The organism is Anaerobiospirillum sp. NML120449 (assembly GCF_023051105.1).
In the GTDB taxonomy this organism is placed as follows: domain Bacteria; phylum Pseudomonadota; class Gammaproteobacteria; order Enterobacterales; family Succinivibrionaceae; genus Anaerobiospirillum.
The window spans coordinates 1-24237 of record NZ_JALKIL010000031.1 but is presented as its reverse complement, the minus strand read 5'-3'; the positions used below and the strand labels follow the sequence as shown (position 1 = coordinate 24237).

8 protein-coding genes and 1 pseudogene are annotated in these 24237 nt (G+C 52.6%); 6 read left to right on the top strand and 3 right to left on the bottom strand.

The genetic code is table 11. The annotated features are described in order from the left end of the window. Positions 1-57 precede the first annotated feature (57 nt). A pseudogene (gene accC, locus MXE41_RS09160) lies at positions 58-1392 on the top strand (acetyl-CoA carboxylase biotin carboxylase subunit); the annotation flags it as partial. Positions 1393-2553: 1161 nt separating this feature from the next. Here the strand turns inward: accC and MXE41_RS09155 are convergent. The 3 genes from MXE41_RS09155 to fabV form a co-directional block, all read right to left on the bottom strand. Then, positions 2554-4794 (bottom strand): hypothetical protein, encoded by a 2241-nt coding sequence (locus MXE41_RS09155; protein WP_247100281.1) that lies wholly within the window; start codon positions 4792-4794, stop codon positions 2554-2556. 2012 nt (positions 4795-6806) lie between these two features. Next, on the bottom strand, positions 6807-7664 hold the full coding sequence (folD, locus tag MXE41_RS09150) for a bifunctional methylenetetrahydrofolate dehydrogenase/methenyltetrahydrofolate cyclohydrolase FolD (protein WP_247100280.1): 858 nt from the start codon (positions 7662-7664) through the stop codon (positions 6807-6809). A gap of 356 nt (positions 7665-8020) precedes the next feature. Continuing rightward, positions 8021-9220: an enoyl-ACP reductase FabV gene (gene fabV / locus MXE41_RS09145; RefSeq protein WP_246977552.1), complete on the bottom strand. Its 1200-nt coding sequence runs from the start codon at positions 9218-9220 to the stop codon at positions 8021-8023. A gap of 692 nt (positions 9221-9912) precedes the next feature. Here fabV and MXE41_RS09140 point away from each other — a divergent pair. From MXE41_RS09140 to MXE41_RS09120, 5 genes are all read left to right on the top strand, one after another. Further along, complete coding sequence (locus MXE41_RS09140; protein WP_247100279.1) at positions 9913-10173, top strand: hypothetical protein; 261 nt, start codon at positions 9913-9915, stop codon at positions 10171-10173. Positions 10174-10613: 440 nt separating this feature from the next. Then, complete coding sequence (gene dacB / locus MXE41_RS09135; RefSeq protein WP_247100278.1) at positions 10614-12119, top strand: D-alanyl-D-alanine carboxypeptidase/D-alanyl-D-alanine-endopeptidase; 1506 nt, start codon at positions 10614-10616, stop codon at positions 12117-12119. Between the two features lie 1453 nt (positions 12120-13572). Next, positions 13573-16257 (top strand): autotransporter domain-containing protein, encoded by a 2685-nt coding sequence (locus tag MXE41_RS09130; protein WP_247100277.1) that lies wholly within the window; start codon positions 13573-13575, stop codon positions 16255-16257. 1008 nt (positions 16258-17265) lie between these two features. Continuing rightward, positions 17266-21411: a S6 family peptidase gene (locus MXE41_RS09125; RefSeq protein WP_247100276.1), complete on the top strand. Its 4146-nt coding sequence runs from the start codon at positions 17266-17268 to the stop codon at positions 21409-21411. Positions 21412-22184: 773 nt separating this feature from the next. Next, entirely contained in the window at positions 22185-23399 is a 1215-nt protein-coding gene (locus MXE41_RS09120; protein WP_247100275.1) for a pyridoxal phosphate-dependent aminotransferase, read from the top strand. The last annotated feature ends 838 nt before the right edge of the window (positions 23400-24237 follow it).

Here is a 24237-nt window from a genome sequence, read left to right as displayed (position 1 = left end):
GGCTCCGCCGGCCTTACAACTGCCTGGTTACCACTTTTTTCGGGAATATCAGTTAATATGCAAATTGAAAAGGTGCTTATTGCCAACCGTGGCGAAATTGCCTTACGTGTACTTCGCGCCTGTCGTCAGCTCGGTCTGAAGACTGTTGCCGTACACTCCAGCGCAGACCGCGATCTCATGCATGTTAAGCTGGCCGATGAGTCTATCTGTATCGGTCCGGCCTCCGCCAAAGACTCCTACCTGAACATCCCTCGCATTATTGCTGCTGCTGAGGCCACCGGTGCTTCAGCCATTCACCCAGGCTACGGCTTCCTGTCAGAGAATGCCGACTTTGCCGAGATGGTGGAAAAGTCAGGTTTCATTTTCATCGGCCCTAATGCCGATACTATCCGCCTTCTGGGCGACAAGGTTTCCGCCAAGCGAGCAATGATCAAGGCCGGCGTACCTTGCGTACCAGGTTCAGAGGGCGCTCTGGGCGAGAATCTTGAGGATAACAAGAAGATTGCCCGCAAGATTGGCTACCCAATTATCATCAAGGCCGCCGGTGGCGGTGGTGGCCGTGGCATGCGTGTAGTACGCCGTGAAGAGGAACTGGCCGAGGCCATCAGCCTCACCCGCCGTGAAGCTGACATGTTCTTCAACAACCCTGCCGTTTACATGGAGAAGTTCCTTGAGAACCCTCGTCACATCGAGATTCAGGTTATCTCCGACGGACGTGGCCATGCCTGCTACCTGGGTGAGCGTGACTGCTCCATGCAGCGCCGCAACCAGAAGGTTCTTGAAGAGGCTCCAGCTCCATTCATTACCCAGAAGGAGCGTGAGACCATTGGTATGTCCTGCGTCAAGGCCTGTATTGACATTGGCTACCGTGGCGCCGGCACCTTCGAGTTCCTCTATGAAAACGGTCAGTTCTTCTTCATCGAAGTTAACACCCGTATTCAGGTAGAGCACCCAATTACTGAAATGATCACCGGTATCGATCTGGTACGTGAGATGATTTCCGTATGCGCAGGTGAACCGCTGTCCTTCCAGCAGTCTGATATCAAGCTCAGAGGCCACGCCTTTGAGTGCCGTATCAACGCTGAGGATCCTAAGACCTTTATTCCAAGCCCAGGCCTTATCAAGCGTCTGCACATCCCTGGCGGTCCAGGCGTACGCTGGGACTCCCACATTTACGAGTCCTATGTAGTACCACCTCACTACGACTCCCTGATTGGCAAGCTCATTGTTCACGATGACACCCGTGAACTGGCCATGGCCCGTGCCTGTGAAGCCCTTGATGAAATGATCATCGAAGGCATCAAGACCAACATTCCTCTGCACATGGATCTGCTCACCGACGAGAACGAGATCCGTGGTGGTGTATCCATTCACTACCTCGAGGAAAAGCTTGAAGGTAACAGCCCAAGCCCTGCAGCTCCAGGTAAGGATCCGGCAGAGCCTGCCCGCTCTCTGGCCCGTACCACCCCTGCAAGGGCTCCTGCCAAGGCCCCAGCCAGGGCTGACTCCAAAACAACAGCGAAGACTGCAAAGCCTGCCGCAGCCAAAGCTGCAGCCAAGCCAGCTGAAAAGACTGCATCAGGCAAGGCCACTGCCAGCAAGGCCACTGCCTCCACAGCAAAGTCAGCTGCTACCAAAGCCGCTGCTGCTGACAAGGCCCCAGCCAGGGCTGCAACCAGCTCTGCAAAGAAGAGCACAAAGGCTCCAGCCAAAACTGCTGCCAAGGCTGCTCCAGCAAAGGCCACCCCGGCCAAGGCTGCTGTAAAGAGCAACGCCAAGGCCTCCCCAAAGGCCGAAGCACCAGCTGACAAGCCAGCAAGCAAAAGATGCTGCCGCACCAAGGCCGCATCTGCTGCCAAGCCAGAGGCTAAAAAGACCCGTGCTAAAAAATAAGCTCTGACCACAACAGAGACCAGCAGGCTGCCTAACATATCAGGCAGCCTGCCGAACCACAAAAAAGCGCCTCCGGGCGCTTTTTTACTGGCCCCTTGACCGAGTAACACGTATTTCTTTATCTAAAAATCACGTCCAGCCAATCACATCCCCCTACCTCCCTGGCGCTCAAATCCCATCCAATTCATCCAACCATCCAACCATCCATCCATCCATCCGGGCAAACTGCCAATACCTGGCCTGCCGCCCTGCAATCCACTTCAACTTGCCATCCATCAGCAACGGCAAAGACAGCGTCCCCGTCATACATACATACATACAGCGCGCTGAGCAGTGAACGTCCATGCCCATGGCAGTGGACTGCCTGTCCTTAATACCAGCTATGGCCATGCCTGAATTCAGCGCACGTAATGGCCCTGCAGCTGCACATACAGCGCCTCAAACGACTGGGACATGTCTGTGAGCATAAAAAGCCGCTAAAGGGCTGCAGCGCGCTCTGGAGAGCCTATGCGGCCCTTGTTGCTGACCGGGACGCATTTGCCACTGCGCTGCAGCGCAACTGCACTGACGCAGGCGGGGCGACTGCCACAGGCAGTGCAGTTGAAAATGTGGGGGCCAGAAACAGCAAAGCCCGTCATGTGACGGGCTCTGCGCTGGTGGTTAGACCACCTCGTTAGATTTGAGCATGTCGCTCGGACGGGTTCTGGCACGACGACCGCCCATCTGGCTCTGCATCTTCATATAGGTATTGGCATTGGCCTTGGCGTGAATCAGGTCTGTGGTTGCAGATACCTGATTGCCCTGCATGCCGGGTGCTCCGTTGTTTACAAACTGCACTTCAGGCTTAAGCAGGTTATCACGCTTCTGGGCGGATACATTCTGACGTGACTTCATTACTGGAGCGGTCTGAATGTTGGCCATTGGGTCCTGGCTGTGCACCTTAGGCATGGTGTCACGTGACGGGGTAGCCATCACATTGCTGCCGGTAGTAACTACCTTGCGTGGACCGCCCATGCCCGGACTTACCATGGTGCCTCCACCCATCTGAGATGGCGGAGCCGGCATGGCTGTACCAAGACCGATTGGTCCTCTTGCTCCCAGAGCGTTACGGGAGCTCTGAGCCTTACCCTGCTGCATGGCAGACTGAGGCTGGCTCTGAGCTGCTCCCTGACCACCATGTCCGCCATGAGACCCCTGAGGGCCGCCCTGTGACTTTGGAGCCTGGGCACGGGCCAGAGCGCGGGCACGGGTATTTGCCTGATAGCTGGAAAACTCCTGCGTATGGGCTTTGCCTCTTTGCATGGAGCTGTCATTGTTTAAGGTGGTGTTCATGGCGTCAGCTGCAGACTGGGCTGACATGGCAGCACCAGCAGAACCGCCACGACCAGGGTTTACCGTAGCTGAGTCGGCATGTGAACTGAGCATGCGCCCACCGGCACCGCCGGCCTGAACCTTGCCCTCCTTCTGCGCTGACAAACGGGCTTTCTTGAGAGCCGAAGTATCGAGCCCTGCCCCGCGCTTAGGCATCTGATGAGTCTTAAGCGAAGAGGTATCCAGCCCGCCCTTTGGCAGATCAATTGGATCGAGATAATCGATGCCGCCCTCATTTTTTGGTCCGCGTACGCTGGCATGAGGATCAATCTGGACATGCTTGCGGGCCTGAGCCTGCAGGATCTCCAGATCCATATTGTTACGCTGGCTATTACCATAGGCATAAGCAGCGGCAGCACCTGGACTTTGACTGCGACCGCCAAAGCGGCTGGAAGCAGCCATTTTCTGGGCCCGGGCAGCAGCGGCAGCCTTGGCGCGGTTTTCCTCTTCGACCTTGGCACGGGCAGCGGCAGCAGCCTTTTCCTTGGCGGCAGCCAGCTCCCTGACCTTGGCCATGGCACGCTTTTCAGCCTCAGCCTTTTCACGGGCTTCAGCTTCGGCGCGGGCCTGGGCCTGAGCCTGAGCACGGGCCTTGGCCTCAGCTTCAGCACGCGCTGCAGCCTCGGCACGGGCTGCCTCCATACGGGCCTGCTCGGCACGGGCAGCGGCCTCGGCTCTGGCAGTCGCTTCAGCCTGAGCACGGGCCTCGGCACGGGCTCTGCGGGCATCGACAGCGGCCTTTTCCTCCTGAGAGATAGCTCCCAGGGCCTTAATCTGAGCCTCACGACGGGTCTTTTGCATTTCCTTTTCGCGGGCCAGCTGAGCACGGCGCTGCGCCATGTCGCCGCCACGACGGGAAGAGTTTGCGTCGGCCCCGTCTCCCTTACGGCGGCGCTGTTCAGCCTCCGCACGGGTCTGGGCCTGCTCCATCATTTGAGCATGGGCTTCTTTTACGAAATCGTTAGGATCGCCTACTACTGAATTGCCCTGCTGCTCCTGAGCAGCATTCTGGGCATTCCTGGCTGCCTGTATTTCCTGATTCTTCTTTACAGTCTCTGCCTGAGCCTGAGCTTTGGCTTTGTCTTTCTGCTCTTTAAGCTCCTTGGCCTGAGCGTTTTCTACCATGCGCTCAAACTGTTTTTTATCCTTTGCCAGCTGCTCTTTACTGGCCCGGGCCATTTCACTGTCATTGGGGAAGTTTCGCCCCTTGGTTTTGCCCTTGAGCTTTTTACCGTGTCCGCCACCGGCCTTATCATCCATGGCTTCGAGCTTGCGCCGCATGTTATTGAGCTCATGCCCCACCTGAGGTGTCAGCTCGGCAACAAAGCGTTTGTCTATGGGCCGTCCTTTGTGCACGGCATCGATAATGCGCTTTTTGGCTATGAATACGGCCGCTGAGAGCACAACAGAAAACATCAGTGTATGAGGCATGGCAGCAGCAATGCTGGTCAGCGAGAAAGGCTGAGCGGCAAAGAGCACCTCATTTAGAGCAATGACAATTGCCCATACACTAAGGAAAAGTAAGATCATCTATATGCCTTCTAGAATGCACTCTGAAACAGGATGGAGCCATGCCCGTGACCACACCAGGGTCATCAGACATCAGACAATGTAGTCGTGCCCGGCGGGCACTGCTGTCATCAGCATCACAGCCGCTGCGCGCCCTCACGGCGCCGCCAGCGGCAGGATGCTCAAAGACGGGAAAATGAATTCAGGGAAAACAGCAGTCAGCTCATGCCGACAGCGCCCTGCAGGCGCTGACTGGACTTACATGCCTGAGCGCAGCGCCTCATGCAGGCAGTGCCTGCGCGCCGCTCAGCGCCGCATGCAGTCACTGCCTGAGCATTGCGCAGTCCTGACGACCGGGCATGCCGTGGGCATCTGAGCTGCTGAATATAAGAGTTATCGGCAACTTACCACTGGCACTGCAGTCTGTTCTTACAGTAATTACTGTATGGCCAGCGTCCGATTTATGGGTAAAGCATAAAAGCCAGTACGACAGACAATGCTAAATACTGAAACACTGATTATCACTTGTGTCATGCACTGCCATAGTTATCAAGCACGTGGTCAGAGGTCGATGACTGATAAAACTGATACAAAAGACAAACCAGTCCGCCACCATCAGGATGACAGGCGGCCAGTACGGCCAGTGTAGCCCAGGCAGCCGTGTCAGCATACAGCTCACTGCCCGACAGGCTCTGTTGCAGCAGAGTCAGGCCTCAGAGCAGTATCTCCGGCACAGAAGTTCATTTGAGTGTGTTCGTCCCTCTGGTGCACGGCTATGAGTGCGTCAATTGCCCTTGCTTAAATTCTGACAGGGCAGCGCCTATCGAGCAGCAGCTGGAAGCTGTTTATTAAATTTTGGGCCTGAAATTCAGTGCATGTGTTCCTCGCATACACAGGTAAGGGTTAAGTACAGGACAGCGGGCACCATGCCCTTCCAACTGGAAAGACCATGATGCCCGAAGTACTATGCTTTTTAATAAAACTGTAAATCTTATCTGCCTTTGGATGTCCTGATATGGTCTGCCTGCAGCTCAATCGTCAGCTGCATAACAGCGTGGCAATGACAGCTTTAAGCCCGTTCATCAAAGGGCCCTTTGAGCCTGCAGCGGCCGTTTAATCCAGCTGCGTCAAAAGCGGTTATACTGTGAAACACGCAAATAACAGACCGTATGGCGGGCATAAGCAAATAAAATCACCGCCTGCCCTCAGGAGCCTCTCAGCCCGCGACCATACTTAAGTCTCAAGTATGAGATCTGAGGTCTGAAGGTTCAGGCTTAGGCTTAGCCATCAAGCCTGCGGTGTGAAGTATGAGGTCTGAATCCTCATGGCTTAGTCCTGCAAATGCAAGATACGAGCTGCACCAAAACTGCTGACAAATTCAACCATTATAAATTAAGGACAGGACCTGGATAAGTACAAAAGCCCAAAATAGGGATACATGGCCTGAACAGGCCAAATCGCTGCTCCATTTTTGCACATATGGCTACATAAGCACCTGGCATATGAGTACGTTTTTCGCTCAGGCAGCGCTCATGTGCAGGGACCTGCGGCTAAAGCCATGGCCTCTGCCTCAAAGCCCCTGTATCCGGGGCTGCAGCATACCAGCTGCCCTGCAGTAACTGCGATACAAACAGCCTGCAGGAGCTCTGGAAACAGGCTGCAAAAGACCACTGTCACGTTACGATGCATGTTATCTCATAAGGCCATTTTCTCGCATTGAAATATACCAAAATACGCATTTATATAGTCCCTTATCAAATTACCGGTCCATGCCGACAGCACAGGGCCTGCTGCAGCCTGCATGCACGGCCTGACACTCTGGTTCCGGCACAGCTGACGGCTTCTTGCCAGGGCTGAAGGGCGGCTGCCTGACGCCCTGCCCCTTGCCTTGCAGGCAAAAGAAAACCCCGCACCAGATAACTGAAACGGGGTTTTCTTTTGGGCACTGCGCAAGCAAGCCAGCCCGGGCAGCCATGCTGGCCGGCTTGCCGGCCGGCCACTGATCATGCCAGTGGCTGTGGCGGCAGTGGCTGTCAGGCCTTGAGGTGCTCGAGGTAGGCCTGGATGGTGTTTTCCATAAGGGTAGCTACGGTCATTGGGCCTACACCGCCTGGAACAGGGGTAATGAAGCCGGCGCGCTTTGCAGCCTCTTCGTAACCTACGTCACCGCATAAGGAGCCGTCATCAAGGCGGTTAATACCAACGTCGATAACAATGGCGCCTTCCTTGACCCACTCACCAGGAACGAGCTTTGGCTTGCCACAGGCAACGATCAGCAGGTCGGCCTGACGGACAAAGCTCTCAAGATTTTTGGTGAAGCGGTGGGTTACGGTTACGGTAGCACCCTCAAGCAGCAGCTCCAGAGCCATAGGGCGGCCTACCAGGTTGGAGGCGCCTACGATGACGACGTTGATACCCAGCAGGTCGGCATTGATGCTCTTTAACAGAGTCATAACGCCCTTAGGGGTGCAGGCACGCAGCTGAGGAATGCGCTGAGCAAGGCGGCCCACATTGTATGGGTGGAAGCCGTCAACGTCCTTGGTGGAGCTGATCTTCTCGATTACACGACGCTCATCAAGGCCCTCTGGCAGTGGGAACTGTACCAGGATACCGTCAATTTCCTCATTTTTATTGCACTCATCAATCAGAGCCTCAAGCTCAGCCTGAGTAGTGGTGGCTGGCAGGTCATAGGAGAAGCTCTTAATACCTACCTCATCACAGGCCTTGCGCTTATTGCGTACATAAACCTGTGAAGCAGGATCAGCGCCCACCAGAATTACAGCCAGACCAGGAGCACGCTTACCGGCGGATACCTGGGCGGCTACCTGATCCTTCAGGCCTGAACGTAACTGAGCGGCAACTGCCTTGCCATCAATAATCTGTGCTGTCATGAAAAATTCGTCCCCTTTCGCATGGGCAGGTCAAACAAAGCAACATTATAGTCCACCAGCTTCCATAAACCAGCCTTTCACCAAAAGATCAGCCAGCAATTAAGCTCCAGCCAACAGGCCTGAGCCTGCCAGCAGGCATGCTCCGGCCTGTCTGGCCTTGCCCGACTGGCAGGCCGGGCCTGGCCCAGTCGTCCTTGCCTGCCAGGCTGGCCAGGCGGTCCCGGAAAAGAACAGGGGCCCGTCCTCGGTTATGAGAACAGGCCCCGTTAATGCGGGTGCAGCTGCGTCAGCTCATGCTGGCGCCGCTGCAGCCATGTGGCCAGGGCGGCGATGCCAGCCCCGGCACTCTTGATTAATTAGCAAAGGTTGACGCAGTCGAAGTCAGCAACAGGGTTTACGTCAGCCTTGTAATCTACGCCATCAACCTCAAAGCCGAACAGCTGCAGGAACTCGTGCTTGTACTCTTCGTAATCGGTGATTTCCTTGAGATTCTCGGTAGTAACCTTGGCCCACAGATCCTTGCACTTGAGCTGAACACTGTCACGCAGCTCCCAGCTGTCCATACGGATACGGCCCTCAGCGTCGAGCTCAGGAGCCTGCATGCCGTACAGAGCGCTGTTGAACATGCGGGTGATGTGCTCAATAACACTCTCATGGATGCCCTGCTCACGCATTACGCGGAAAGAAAGGGCAATGTATAAAGGCATTACAGGGATAGCAGCAGAGGCCTGAGTAACTACAGACTTGAGAACTGCTACGCGGGCATCGCCACCTACAGACTCAAGTGAGCTGCGAATAGCGCTGGCAGCACGGTCAAGGTCTTCCTTGGCCTTGCCCAGAGCGCCGTGCCAGTAGATTGGCCAGGTGATCTCAGTACCGATATAGCTGTAGGCTACGGTCTTGCAGCCCTGGGCCAGAACACCAGCCTCGCTCAGAGCCTTCATCCAAAGTTCCCAGTCCTGACCGCCCATTACGGTAACAGTGTTCTGAACTTCCTCTTCGGTAGCAGGCTCAACAGTGGCCTCGATGATGGTGTCCTTGTTGGTGTCGATAGCGGTAGAAACGTATGGCTTGCCAATTGGCTTGAGGCAGGAGCGTACTACTTCACCGGTAGATGGCAGCTTGCGTACTGGGGAGGCCAGGGAGTAGACCACGAGGTCAACCTGACCAAGGTCAGCCTTAATCATCTCGATGGCCTTGGCACGGCACTCATCAGAGAAAGCGTCGCCATTGATGTTGCGGGCATACAGACCTTCGGCCTTGGCAAACTCGGTGAAGGCGGCGGAGTTGTACCAGCCGGCGCTGCCTGGGCGCTTTTCGGTACCAGGCTTTTCAAAGAAAACGCCGATGGTAGCGGCACCGGAGCCAAAAGCGGCATTAATACGTGAAGCCAGACCGTAACCGGTGGAAGCACCGATAACCAGTACCTTCTTAGGGCCGTTCTCTACCTTAGGCTGGGACTTGACGTAGTCAATCTGCTGCTTGACGTTGGCCTTACAGCCCTCAGGATGAGTAGTTACACAAATAAAACCACGAACTTTTGGCTCAATAACCATAAATACCTCAAAGCTTTTCAGCAGGGCCGCCAGCCATCATGCCGGTCTGAGTCGCTTTCCAATATCAAAAGCAGGCCATACTGTTGCTGATCACAAAATTCTGGTGCCCTAAGGCACGGCGGGCCCAGGTACTCTCCACGGTCTGATGACCGCATCAGTGGCTGAAAGAAAAGGCAGACATCAAAAGGTCGCACAATTGTCAGCACCGGTACCTTTCAGGACTGATACGACCGCAACGGCCGCTGTCCCGTCAGAGCGAAGACAAATGTCTACGCCGAAACCCTGAAACGATCAATTATAAGACAAGCACCACTGACGATAAAGAATATTTTTGCTCCCTCACCGCCACCAAAGCGCATATATCAGGCATCTGCAATCTGACATCTGCAGTCAGGCAACTGCAATCAGACATCTGCAGTCAGGCAACTGCAATCAGACATCTGCAATCAGGCACCTGCAATCAGACATCTGCAATCGGCCCCCTGTGAATGCACCTCACCCCACTGGCTGAGCCTGAAGCCCTTACGTGATGGCCTGTGATATGACCAGGCAAGACACTGCTTGCCATGGCATGGCTCGCCACATCATGGCGAATCATGCCCCTCAGGCATGACTAAGCACCTTGCTGACAGTCATGGTTCGGGCCATGTCATGCATGGCCACCATGCCAGGTCATGCCGGGACGCACCAGGATGACCGGCGTCATCATGGTGACCTTGGCTGTCCATGCAGCCATGGCTGTCCTCGCTCTCCTTGCTTCCCTGGCTGTCCTCGCTCTCCTGGCTGCCATGGCTGCAAAGCAGCAAGGCAGCAAGGCTGCTGTGGAGACCTGGCCAGCAGCCCCTGACTGGTGGATGAAAAATTTACTGACGTTTGATGGGAGTATGAATGTGCTGGAGCCGGGGTTTTGCACCATGGTGAAAATAAAAGTACAAAGTCTGCCCTGGCAGTGAACTTTGCAGGGCATTGCCGGGTCATAACCTTGCTGTTTACGGATAATTTGTTCAGTCTGGCTGGTCAGCTATTGACCTCACGCCAGGATCAGGGCATAAGTATGGGCATGGATTACGTGCTCTGACCCTTTTTCAGGCAGTGCGTAAACAGAACTGATGGAGTATCAGTTACGGAGTATTTATCTGCTTATGTGGTGCAAATGGTATGCTGTGTGTCCCCCTGAATCTGCCCTCAGGCAGCGTGTATTTAACCGGTCAGCAATGAGTTTTTCCCACCCGGTTTCATTACGGTGTTTTTAGTGAGCAAAAGCTAACAGTGCCGTTTTTACCGCTATAATTGAGATTTTGTCAGACAGATTATCCAGCTGCCTGCCCCTGCCAGTTCATGGTTTTTCCATATCATTTATGGCCCCTCCTGCTTTTATGCTGAAGAGATTCTTATGTTGCGCAAGTTTTTGATTTCATGCCTCTGTGCCCTTACCCTTTCAGTCGGCACTCAGACAGCCCAGGCCATCCCGGCCACATCAACCCCGCTTGAAGGATCCCAGATTGGAATTGCCTACCGCTTTAGCCCTCAAGGCAAGATCCACGGCATAAATCAGGAACTCTTCTTCCATCCTGCCTCTACCCAGAAAATGGTCACAGCTCTGGCAGCCATGATTTTTCTGGGCGGTGATTACGAGCTGATTACCCGTCTTGAGGTCAACCGCAATGTCATGAACAATGACAAGCTGGTCGTAGACAGCTCAGGCACCCTTAATTCCGACGTGGTTGTACGCTTTACCGGCGATCCGACCATGCGCGTTGATCACTACCAGAGCCTGCTCTCCATTTTGCAAAAGCATGGCGTACGCCGTATCAATGGCAAGGTACTGCTTGATGTCAGCCGCTTTGGTGGTCCATCGCGTGCCAATGGCTGGTCCTGGGACGACCTGCCTTCATGTTTTACCGCCCCATCAGCCCCTATTATCATCAACCGCAACTGTACCTTCGCTCAGCTCAAGTCCGATGGTCCTGGCACCCATGCCTCACCACTGGTACCATCAGGCGTCCCTATTGAGCTGCAATCTGATGTAGTAGCAGTAGAAGAGGGGCATTACGGCGGCGACTGTATTCTTGAGGCCAATCTCTTTATCGACAACAAGTACCATCTGACCGGCTGTATTCCGGCCAGCTCCGATCCACGCAAGCTCAGACCATGGCCTCTTTCTCTGGCCATTTCCGATGCCGAGCGCTGGGGCAAGGACTGGACTGCCACCATCATGCGCCGCCTGAATATCAAGGTGCGTGACGGTATTGAGATTACCCGTACCCCTGTTGCCAACATGGTGACCATTGCTCAGCGCAACTCGCCAAAGATGCGTGAGCTGGTTGAGTACATGCTGCAGAAGTCCAACAATCTGTACGCTGATACCATTGCCAAGAATGTAGCTGCCGAATACTTCAATCTGCCTGCTACCTACTACCGCGCCAATCGCGCCATGCGCTCCATTCTCAATCAGTACGCCAAAATCGATCTGGGCCACTCCTACATCGTTGACGGCTCCGGTCTGTCTCCTCACAATCTGATGAGCCCGGCCACCATGCTTGAGATCCTCGATTACATCAACAAGCACAATGACAAGCTCGGTATCATCGAGCTGATGCCTGTTTCAGGCAAGTCAGGAACACTGCAGTGGCGTGCCTCAACCTTTAACGCTCCGTTAAAGGGCCATGTAATAGCCAAGACCGGCACCCTGCAGAATGTATCCAACCTGGCAGGCTTCGTAATTACCAAGAGCGGTAACCGTGTACCTTTCGTGATGTTCACCAATTCCATCACCTATTCAGAGCGTACCCGCGACCTGGTTAAATACCGCCGCAGTCCTTCACCTCACTACTCATACGAGCGCTACATCATTGAGCACATTTACGATGAGGACGTGATGGGCCGCGACTTCCGCTGACGCAAGGCGCAATGCGCCCCAGCGCCAGCGCAGCCCCGCGCCAGCCAGGCCTGTGCCGCAGGCCACCGGGCCTGGCCAGCCGCTCTTACACCAGTTAACCTCAACTTCTATATATTCACCTTAATCCACATCAAAGTTTCATGACCACGATGTGAAGTATTCTCCAGGCTCCCTCACTGCAGGGAGCTTTTTCATTTCTGCCTCCCTGCATATCCCTCCTCATCAGCTGCAAGGCTGCATGTCTCAGAGCAAGGCTGCAAGCTACTGAACCCGGCTGACGTCCCGCCCGTTACTCCAGCCCAATAGTCTCTATTGAGCAAATACCTGTCCCGGGCAACTCACCTTAATCCTTCTGCAAAGAGCACCAGCCATCACCACCTGGCCAAACCAGGCAAAACACTGTGCCTGTCTGTCGTCACGTGCATGGCAGCTCCTGATACGTCCTGTCATTGTTGTCATGAGCATCATGCTCCATGCACTCAGATAAATTCATGTCCCATAGCATGTGCTTCACACAGCTCATAGCCCTGTCAGCTGACCACAGTACTTTTATGCCTCACCCGGCTGCTCACACTATGCTCCAATAGCATTGCGCCGACCTGTCAAAAGTTTTGTCTTTTCCGGAAAAATGTCGAAAAAGGGTGCAAAAGTACAAAAATCGCTGAAAATTCGCTGTTTTTTGTCAAAAAACCGCGTTATTTGCGTAATTTCCCTTGCACCAAAATAATCAAAAGGCTGCACCAGGTGCGGTTCCCGCGTGCATTAGCGCCACAAATTTATCTACTGCATTTATTACATTGATGATCTGGCCTGTAATGTGCAAAAGTGATGGTGTCAGTGTTTTTCAGAATCCCAGATTCACTTACAACAATCTTTATACACTCAAATATGTAAATTTAATCACTATGCAAGACTGATTTATATGGGATCAAATCAAGCCTTAACCATAAACAGTGCAATTTTTTCTCATACATAAAATTGTGCACATAGCTCAATAAGTCCCTGGTGGACTGAACTTTTGTGCCATGGCACATGTTACCGGGTTCCTTACTGTAATAATCGCATGTGCATCCGTGCACTTAGTGCTTTGCGCTGTAACTTTGCAACTGAAACTTTAAGCACACTAGATACCGCAAAAGTGCATCCGCATCGCCCTGATCTTACTCAGTTTTTCCTAAATATATGCGGAAATATTCCGTTAGTTAGATACAATGTATTAAAGTAACTTCTGACCGCAGAATCCGTGCATTGCGATCTGCAATATACCGACTGCACAAATAATATCTGCCTTTGTCAGTCGTGCCCTTATTGCCGCAACCATAAGGACACAGCCATGCAAACGAATTCTAAAAAGCAAACTGCCCAGTCGGACCGGCGCGATAATAAACACAGAGCATCCTGCTCACCTGTGCCGACACTCCTTTCAGCCGCCCTTGCGCCTCTGTTTATGTGCATGGCTGGCGAAGCTATGGCTGTAACATCAGAAGCAACAGCTCTGTCCTCATACCGTTTCAGTGCCCCTGCCGGCCCTTCCTTCTCTACCAGTCCCAATGGTAAGCCTGAGTACAACTTCAGTCATATTGACTCGAAGTTAATGATTCATGATGACTACACAGGCAAAACCGGCTTCAGACTTGAGTATGACACTGAGGCGACAGACTTAGAGAAATTCAACAACCGTCATCTCATCATGGACGGCGGCATGCATGCTGCCGAGGGTGAGATCTTCGTTAAGAATGCCCAGGTAACCATGCAGGGCTGGGCAGATCATTTCAATGGCGACTTTGACGATGCTCTGTGGACCGAGCGTGGCTTTCGCTTTGAAAAGATGACCCTGCGCAATGCAAATCTCAGCGTGGGACGTAATGCATGGCTTGAGGGCACACTCGATATCAAAAACTCTCACGTCAGATTTGGCGGTGATGTGCCTGTTTTTCACGACAAGCCTCATCCTGACCGTAAGCAGCATCTGGTTCAGGGCAATTCACGCTTTGACGAGGAAGTTCACTTCAAGGGCCATATCAAGGCAGAAGACTCCACTGTCGAAAGCTATATGAGCTCCTTTCAGGCCAGTTTTGACCTGAAAAACTCCATTTTTATCAATCATGACAAGACAGGTTGGACCGTTGTTCTGCAAGAGGGTATCAAGCTCAAAGACCACTCCAATGCTAAGCTGGGCAATATCAAAGTAGTTGGCAACCGGGATCCGGGACTTATCAGCATCAGCAATGACTCCCGCCTGAGCGTTCAGGACGTTCATGTGGTCTTTGGCCGTCTTCATGTGCCTGATAATGTGGCCCATGGTACCCTGCATGCCGATCGCTGGAGTACTATCACTGTAAACAACTGGAATCTCAAGAACACCAACCTGGTCACTGCCAGCAACGGCAACATCATAGTTAATAACCTGACCACCTCGGGAGCTCAGCGCGCTATTGGCAATATCACAGTCAATAACTCGCTTTCCATGAATGACCTGGACCCCAATACCATTGTCCCTATCGCCGGCAAGTGGGTAGGTCTTGATGTCACCGGCACTTTGACCCTGGAAAAAGACGTACATGTAAAGGCGCACTTCTCCAATGACTTCCTGTCAGTAAACAATGTCAAATTCAACAGACCAGGCACTCTCATTCGTGCCGGAAAGCTCATTGACAAGCGCGCCATCAAGGACGTGGAGTACGACACTCACGGCATCGCCGTCGACATTGAAACTGAGATTAAAGACAACAGAGTTATTCTGACCTTTACCAACATGGTCATGCCTGCTCCGCCTCCAAAGCCTGATCCAGCTCCGGATCAGCCTGACGGTGGCGTCACTCCCCCTGACAGCGGCATCACTCCCCCTGACAGCGGCGTCACTCCCCCTGACAGCGGCACGCCTGACAGCCCTGATGCCGGTACCCCAGACCACCCTGACAGCGGCCCTGATGATGTGCCTACACAGCAGGAAATTCAGGAGAATAAGGAAGATGTAATTGAGGACTTCTTTGAACAGGGCAATGCTACTGCTGACCGCAATGAGCTGCAGTCCGTCATTGAGCATAACAAGAACGGCGATCTGTTATTCCAGGAGGTGGCCATTCAGGACGCCCTGACCATGAATGACTCTCATGCCGGTGCTGAGGCTCTGCACGCAATCGCCCAGCGTACTGAGCAGATAAAGCTTGAAGCAGCCCGTACTCTCAATCAGAGCAAAATAGTTGCGCCGGTACGTCGTGCTATCGATACCAGACTTGCTTCCCTGCGTCGCAGCGCCCGCTCCTCAACAGCCTCCTATACACCAGTTGCAGCTTCGGGACGTGGCGAGGCTGTCACTGAACTGTCCCGTGTCAGCACTGATAACATCCTCAATCAGAGTATCTTTGTTGATGTCAGCGGCAGTCTGCTCAAGGATGATGATCGCAAGGAACAGACTTTCAGCTCCAATATCGGTTATGACCGCGTCTGGAAGGTCGATGGCGGACGTGTGGTTACAGGTGCTGCAGTTAACTTAACCAAAATCGACAATTCCGAGGAACTGTCTTCTGATGACGCCATGATGTATGGCATCACCGGATACCTGTCACTTGAACAGAACCGTGGCTTTGAGTATCAGACTTATCTGACTGCAGGCTACCTGTTCAACGATCGCAGTTTTACCCCAAAAGTGGCTATTGGTGAACAGAGGTTTGATGAACGCAGCGTACTGTTTATGAGCAGTAACTACCTCAAATATCATTTCCAAAAGGGCAAATACAGCATCCGCCCTATGCTGCTTGCTGATTTAGGATGGCACCGTATAGGCAAGAGCGAGTCCACCTGGCTTAAAAGAGACAGCCTCTCTCAGGCTGTACTGGATCTTGGTGTGGGTATTGAACTGGAGGGCAGCTACGAATCTGTAGGCTATATGCTCCAGGCAACTGCCAAGACCAACGTCTGGACCTCAGATAACACCGTAGGCATTAATCTCATTAACGCCAACGGCTACATGTCATATGACATTCCAGAGGATCATGACGCCATCTTCTCCGTCAACGGTGCGCTGAGCAAGCGCCTGCTGCCTGATGTCACCCTCGACCTGGGCATTGGTGGCTCCATCACCTCTGAGGGCGCCCTTGGCGTCCACGGCAACGGCCGCATCCGCTGGCACTTTTAACCCCGCCTGCGCCACCTGGGCGCAGCCGCCACAAGCCCCGCCCCTGCGGGGCTTGCGCTTTGCAGCTGCCGCTGCACCCCGCCTCACGCACTACCCTCCCCCGCGCACACAAGCGAATACCACAGTCCCGGACGGCGCAAGCACCTCTTATAACATCGCATCGTCAGATACGCACGCAACAAATCACTGCATAACTTGCGGTGCCCGCCCTACATACTCCATCACTTGCGGCGCCAGCCCCACACACTCCATCACTTGCGGCGCCCGCCCCACATACTCCATCACTTGCGGCGCCCGACCCACATACCCCATCACTTGCGGCGCCCGCCCCACACACTCCATCACTTGCGGCGCCCGCCCCACATACTCTGTCACTTGCGGCGCCCGCCCCACATACTCTGTCACTTACGGCGCCCGTCTCACATACTCCATCACTTGCGGCGCCCACCCCACATACTCCGTCACTTGCGGCGCCCGCCTGCCACTTTATTTCACATCCCCAGGATCACGCTCTCAAGGCACGACCTGCTCATGCTGCACTGCTTGTTTATCAAAGAGCGGCCTTCTCACATCAACTGAACTTCACCTGACTGATGTATCCATGCCAAAGTTATGCACCAAAAAAGTTCAAAATTTTTTGATATTTTTGAAGACATCATCTAGCTCAATATTTAGTCGTGTGTGCACACCGCCATGAGAAGTGATGAGTGCCTGGCAAGAACAGCATTTTCAAGGGAATTATTTACACATTATTTACATGTGCCATTCATTGCTACAACGCACATAAAACCGTGCATTCTAGATATTAGTAGTATCTATGATTTATTTTACCGTTTGACTTAATTACTATTCCCGCATAAACAAAGCATAAAAAATTTACGCTACAATAGTTTAAATTTATACAGTATGGCCTTAGGCCAGGCGCAAATCAGTCTCACATGCTTATATCGATTTGCGGGCCTTTGATTGCTGTGGCCAAACCAATACACCACAGGAAAAAAATACACAATGAAATCGACAAAAAACACCAGCGGCGATGCCCGTTTAAGTAACAGTAACAAGTTCAATAGATCCAGCCGAAAGTCCCTCCTGCCTTCCCTGCTTCCCGCAGTTCTTCCTCCACTGTTAATGTGCCTTGCCGGCGATGCAATGGCCATGCACGTCAACACCTCAAAGCACTGGTTCCGTGACTACCTCGATTTTGGTCAGAACAAAGGTATCTTTGCTCCTGGCGCTTTAGGCCTTACTCTTACAGACAAGGAAGGTAACCAGACACCTTTACCTTATGTTCCATTTCCTGATTTTGATGTTGTGACCAATCACGGATCTGCCACTTCTATTGGCGGTGCGTACATGATTACAGCTGCTCACAACAGAAAAAACGGTCACTGGCAGAAGAATGCGCTGGAGCCTGAGTGGGGAAAGAGCAAGTATTATCTTCAGGACTACATGTCCCATGATGACTTTGCCGTAACCCGTCTCAACAAGTTTGTTGTTGAAACCCAGGGCGTAAGCTCAGGTGTTGATACCAGTCTGAACAATCAGCAGTTCCTGGATCGCTACGGCATCAATTACAACGGCAAGAAGCAGGTTCTGGTATACCGCACAGGTTCAGGCTACCTTGAGATCACCGATGGCAAAGGAAAGAAGTCATTCAAGGACGTTGCATACAAGCCAGAACTCCGAGGCGGCTCAATCTACACCCTGTATGACTGGGCACCAGGCAACAACCGTACAATGTTCACTAACCTTATGAGTTTTCATAACGAGACCACTGCTGGTGACAGTGGATCGGTAGCACTTGTCTGGGATAACTATGATAAAAAGTGGGTTGCGCTGGGCACTCTTTTAGGAATCGGTGGCGGTTCCAGTGGCAGAACTTACTTTATCTACAGCAAGTGGAATCAGGACAAGGTCAATGCTATTAAAGAGAAGTTCACCCACTCTGTAGACCTTAGTCAGGGAAACCTCAGCCTTACCTCCAACAAGGCATACAGCCTTAATGGCAATACAGTGGAGTTTGGCGAAAAGAAGGACCTCTCATTTAAGAACGGCGGTACAGTTACCCTTACCAGTGATCTTAATATGGGTATTGCCGGCCTGATTTTCGATGAAAACCACAACTACAAGGTAACTGGTGAAGAGTTCAAGTTCCGTGGGGCAGGTGTCGATATTGGCAAGGGCTCTGTTGTTGACTGGAATATTAAGGGACATCCAGATGATGTCCTTCACAAGATTGGTGAGGGTACCCTGCGTGTTAATGTAGCTCAGGGCAATAACCTCAAGACCGGCAACGGTACTGTAGAACTCAACACACCTAAAGCCTTTAACCAGATATATCTGGCAAGTGGCGCCTCTAAGGTAAAACTTAGCAACAAAGACGGCCTCAACAAAGACGACAGGTTCAATGGCGTCTACTTTACCAGCCGTGGTGGCGAACTGGACATTAACGGTAATGATCAGACTTTCCAGCGTATTGCTGCCTCTGATTTTGGTGCTGTAGTAAGCAACAGGGCTTCAAATCGAGCCAGTCTTTCCTTTGCCCTCCCTGAGTGGAAGTACGCTTACCATGGCCAGTTCAAGGACAATCTCAATGTCAAGGTTGAGTATGACACTGCTGCCAGCGATGATGACAAGTTCAACAAGCGTCACCTCGTTCTCGACGGTGGTATGGACATCAAGGGCGATGTATCAGTTAAGAACGCTCAGCTGACCATGCAGGGCATGCCTGAGAACCACGCTGTGCTGGGACGTAAGTCCTGTCCATTCCCAGGAAACCTGTGTGACCCTTACTGGATTCCATATATCCAGGAAAGTGAAAAAGCTGCTAACGAAAAGTTTGGTACCCAGTACCGCAATAACAATCAGGTTAGTGATCTGGCACAGAATGACTGGGCTACACGTACCTACAAGTTTGCAACTCTCAAGCTTGACAACGCTTCTGTAGGTGTAGGTAGAAACAGCTGGGTAGTCGGCGATATTGACGCCAAAGGCTCAAATGTACAGTTCGGTGGCCCATTAACTGTTTTCAGAGATGAGCACTCCGGCAATAACGTTACTACAGGCGGTAACAACTTTGATTTCCAGCAAAGTCTGGTAGGCGGCAGCTCAGTTGCTGATGAGACCATTCACTTCGAGGGTAACATAAAGGCTGAGAACTCCCATTTCACCAGCTACATGAAGAACTTCTCTGCCAGCTTTGACTTTAACAACTCTACCTTCGAGAGCAAGGACTTAAAGAGCACAACTGTTCTGCTCGACAAGGGCATTAACCTGAAGAACAACTCTTCTCTTATTCTTGGAGACATTGTTGTTGAGGGTAATGACCGTAAAGACCTCATTCAGGTTAGCAGCGACTCAAAGCTTTCTGTTCAGAACGTAAATGTAGCTGAAGGTCTTCTGTACCTTCCTGATGACGTAGCAAAAGGCACCCTGACTGCAGCCAGACATGGCTTCATTTATGTCGACAACTGGAATCTTAATAACAATCTGGTAACCGACAACTCAAGTCTTATTACCATCAAGAACCTTAACTCATCCGGCACTCAAAAGGCAGCTGCCAATATTTCCATCGCCAATGAGTTAAACATGACTGACCTCAACCCTAACCGTCTTGGTGCCGGTGCCAGCGAGTGGATTGGTCTTGATGTAGGCGGCCTGACCCTGCAGAAGACTGCAACCATTAAGGCTGACTTCTCCAACGACTACCTCTCCCTGAACAACATCAAGTTTGACAAGGAGAACACTCTGGTCAGATCCACCCACCTGGTTGACCAGCGTAACAACAAGAACATTGAGTTCAACACTCAGGGTAAGGGTGTAAGCGTCAGCAGCAATGTTGGCGACAACAGGATTACTTTCTCCTTTGCCCGTGCTGATCAGGCTCAGGCTGCCAGCCAGCCACAGGCTCGCACCTACAGAGGCTTTGCCTTCCGTATGGCAGGTCCTGGCGCGCCAACCATGAGCTCATTCCGTATGGCTGACAGCCCGGTAATGGCCCGCTTCATGGAGACCACCAAAGACCCTGAGGCTGCTGAGGAGATCAAGTCCATCATCTCTCACAATGAGTCCGGTGGTAAGAGCTTCCAGGAAGTTGCTATTGTCGACGCACTGAGCATGGAAGATGCCGATCAGGGTGCTGCAGCACTTGAGTCCATTGTTGAGCGTACCGAGGACATGAAGAGCGCTACTGCCCGTACTCTGTCTCAGAGCACTCTGGTAGCTCCAGTCCGTACCGCCATTGACTCACGTCTGGCCTCCCTGCGCCGCTCTGCCCGTGCCGCTACTGCCTCATACACTCCAGTAGCTGCCATTGGCGCTGCAAGCTCCCTGCAGGAGATGGCCCGTGCCAGCCAGGATCAGGTTCTCAACAACAGCGTCTTTGTTGACGTAAGCGGCAGCTATCAGAAGGATGGCACCCGTAAGGACCAGACCATCAGCACCAACCTTGGTTATGACCGCGTATTCCGTCAGGATCAGAGCCGCTATGTTCTGGGTGGTGCCATGAGCCTTACTAAGGTGGATAACACCGACACCGGCGCCAAGGATGACGGTCTTATGTACTCTCTTACCGGCTACTTCTCCTATGAGCAGAAGGAAGGCTTTGAGATGCAGAGCTACCTGACTGCCGGTTTCCTTGATAATGACCGCAGCTACATCCCTGAGATTAATCTTGGTGAGCAGAAGTTCAACGAAGACAGCTTCATGCTGATGAGCTCCAACTACTTCAAGTACCACATCAAGAGCGGTGAATACAGCATCCGTCCTATGATTCTGGCTGACTTCGGCTGGAACCACGTAGGCAGCTCCGAGTCTGATTACCTCAAGCGTGACGGCCTCAATCAGACCACTGTAGATCTCGGTGTGGGTGTCGAGTTTGAGGGTTACCACGAGTCCTTTGGCTACCTCATTCAGGCTACTGCCCGTCACAATGTCTACACCTCTGATGAGACTGTAGGCGTGAACCTGAGAAATGCCGACGGTTACATCACCTACGACATTCCTGAGAATGACGACACTACCTTCAACCTCAACGGCAATCTGAGCAAGCGCATCAGACCAGATATGACTCTTGATCTGGGTCTGGGTGCCTCAGCCAACACCAGCGGTGCCATGGGCGTCAACGGTAATGTCCGTCTGCGCTGGCACTTCTAATTGCCTGACTTAAGAATTTAAGGACAGGGGCACAAGCTCAAGCAAAAGCATAAGCTCCTGTCCCTAAATACTCCGACTAAAGCCTGCCGGTCTGTGCCTGCAGGCTTTTTTTTACTTTCTAAAACCTTTAAGTTTATTTCTTGATAAAGTCCCCCACCTGAAGTTGGTATGCCCCTGCTGTGATGAAAGATTCCCACCTGAAGCGATCTCCTGACAAGTTAGCTCATGACAGTGGAAAGCAGCCTCCACCTGTAATCACATGCCTCCGAATGTGGAAAGCAGCCTCCTCCCGTAATCACAGGCACCAAATGTTGAAATCAGCTTCCATCTGTGATGAAAGGCGGTCTACGAGGAGCTGCAACTCCTCATGCGGCAATGTGCTCAGACTGAGGTGCATCGATTAAGGACAAAATTGGCATGTGCTGACACTTAAGGGATTTATCTGATTTGACATGATCTGTGCGTGCTACAATCACCGTGACTGGAGCCGCAGTAATTTTGTTTTGCTGATGGCGCCCGCAGCTTACGGACGCCGCTGCTGTCAGTGATTCTGAAAGTGATGTTTCACGGCATTTCAGGCAGCCTGAGGCACAATGCCCGGTACCTGTACAGGACAGAATCTGAGACTTCGTGTTTTTACCTTTAACGGGAGGCCCGAGAGAGCCTGCCTGTATCTGTCAGTTCACCGCCTGTGCACTGTGCCAGCCTGCAGGCTGCAGCAACAGCACCAGGAGCACGTGCTGGCAGCATCAGGGCAGCAGCTGGGAAATTCAATGAAACCGATTGAAAAATCACACAAACTGGACCATGTGTGCTACGACATACGAGGCCGTATCCATCAGGAAGCCTGCCAGATGGAAGAGGAAGGCGTACGCATACTCAAACTCAATATAGGCAATCTGGCCACCTTTGGCTTTGAGGCGCCTGAAGAGGTGGTACGCGACGTGGTCCGCAACCTGTCCAACTCTCAGGGATACTGTGAGTCCAACGGTATTTTCTCGGCAAGAAAGGCCATTGCTCAGTACTATCAGCAAAAGGGTCTGAAGAACGCCGACGTTGAGGACGTCTATATTGGCAATGGCGTTTCTGAGCTTATTACCACCTCAATGAACGCTCTGCTCAACAATGGCGACGAGATTCTTGTCCCGGCCCCTGACTACCCGCTGTGGACTGCCGCCATTACCCTGGCCGGCGGTCATGCCGTGCACTATGTGTGCGATGAAGAGTCTGACTGGTTCCCTGACCTTGATGACATCCGCCGCAAGATTACCCCACGTACCCGTGGCATTGTAATCATCAACCCTAACAATCCTACCGGCTCTGTCTACTCAACTGAGTTCCTGCAGGCTCTTATTGAGCTGTGCCGTGAGCATGAGCTCATGATTTTCTCAGACGAGATCTACGACAAGATTCTCTACGATGACTATGCTCATCGCAGTATCTGTACCCTGTGTGATGATGTGCCTGTCGTTACCTACAATGGACTGTCTAAGACCTACCGTGCCTGCGGCTTTCGTCAGGGCTGGATGATCCTCACCGGTCCCAAGGCCAAGATGCGTGGCTATATCGAAGGCATTCGCATGATGATGGCCATGCGTCTGTGCGCCAATGTCCCTCTGCAGCATGCCATTCAGACCTCTCTGGGCGGCTATCAGAGTATTAATGAGCTCATTGTGCCAGGCGGCCGACTGCACCGGCAACGCGAGGCCATGTATGAGCGCCTGAGTGCCATTCCGGGCATTTCAGTCAAAAAGCCTTATGGCGCTCTGTACATGTTCCCTAAGATTGACATCAAGCGCTACAACATCAAGGACGATCAGAAGTTCTGCCTTGACCTGCTGCGTCAGGAAAAGCTGCTCGTGGTCCAGGGCACTGGCTTTAACTGGATAGCCCCCGATCATTTCCGTGTGGTCTTCCTGCCGGACGTAGACATCATTGATGATGCCTGCAACCGTCTGGAGCACTTCCTCAAGACCTACCACCAGTAAGCACAGTAAGCAAAACCCAGCTTTCACCCAGCCAGAAACTCCGAGTCAGCACATGCAACAGTCTGTAAAAGCACTGGCTCTATGCATGCTATGGCATTGAGCTGCCCTGCCAGGCACTGGTTATGTTGGCTCTGTCACTCAGGGGGTGTTGAAAGCATTTACTTATGTGTTCCAATAGACAGCGATCACTGAATGATCAAAAACCAGTCATACAAGTAGTCATTTCCTATTAATTTCACTAAATAAGTGCATTGCTTTACCCCAAATCCCATGCTTTTGAGCTTCACGGGCAGAGCAAAGCTTACAGTCATTTAAAAAGCCCTGCCCCAGCAGGGCTTTTTCACATCCAGAACCTGCCATCAACAACGCATCTGACCATCGCCCCATCCCTCGCTGCCGTAATCTGACCATCCCCCCAATCCTCGGCTGCAGTCCTCCGCTCTGACAACATCAGCCCTTTGCTTATGTATAAGCTCACAACTACTGAAAGTAGCATTTGAACAGCAACTGACACCAGCACGGGCACAGCCCCAGGCTCAGCTGCACAAACAGGAGCCGCTCCCGGCGCAGCGCAGACGCAGGTGTCGGTACAACAGCGACCCATGTGAAGTCACAGGCACTGGAGCAGATGAAGCCGGCGGCTCTGACAATGGAGCATGAGCAGGCGCAAGCTCTTGCGCAGGCGCTGCCACAGGCGCTGCACTGGCACCTCCGCATTAGTATGAAAATTGGCAGGCCCAGAGATGTCCAGGCTGACAGGCCCATTGCTGCAATTTACTCTGACTGTGCAGAACATCGGGCTAATCTGCAATTGAGACATGGACAGGGAGGGTGGGAG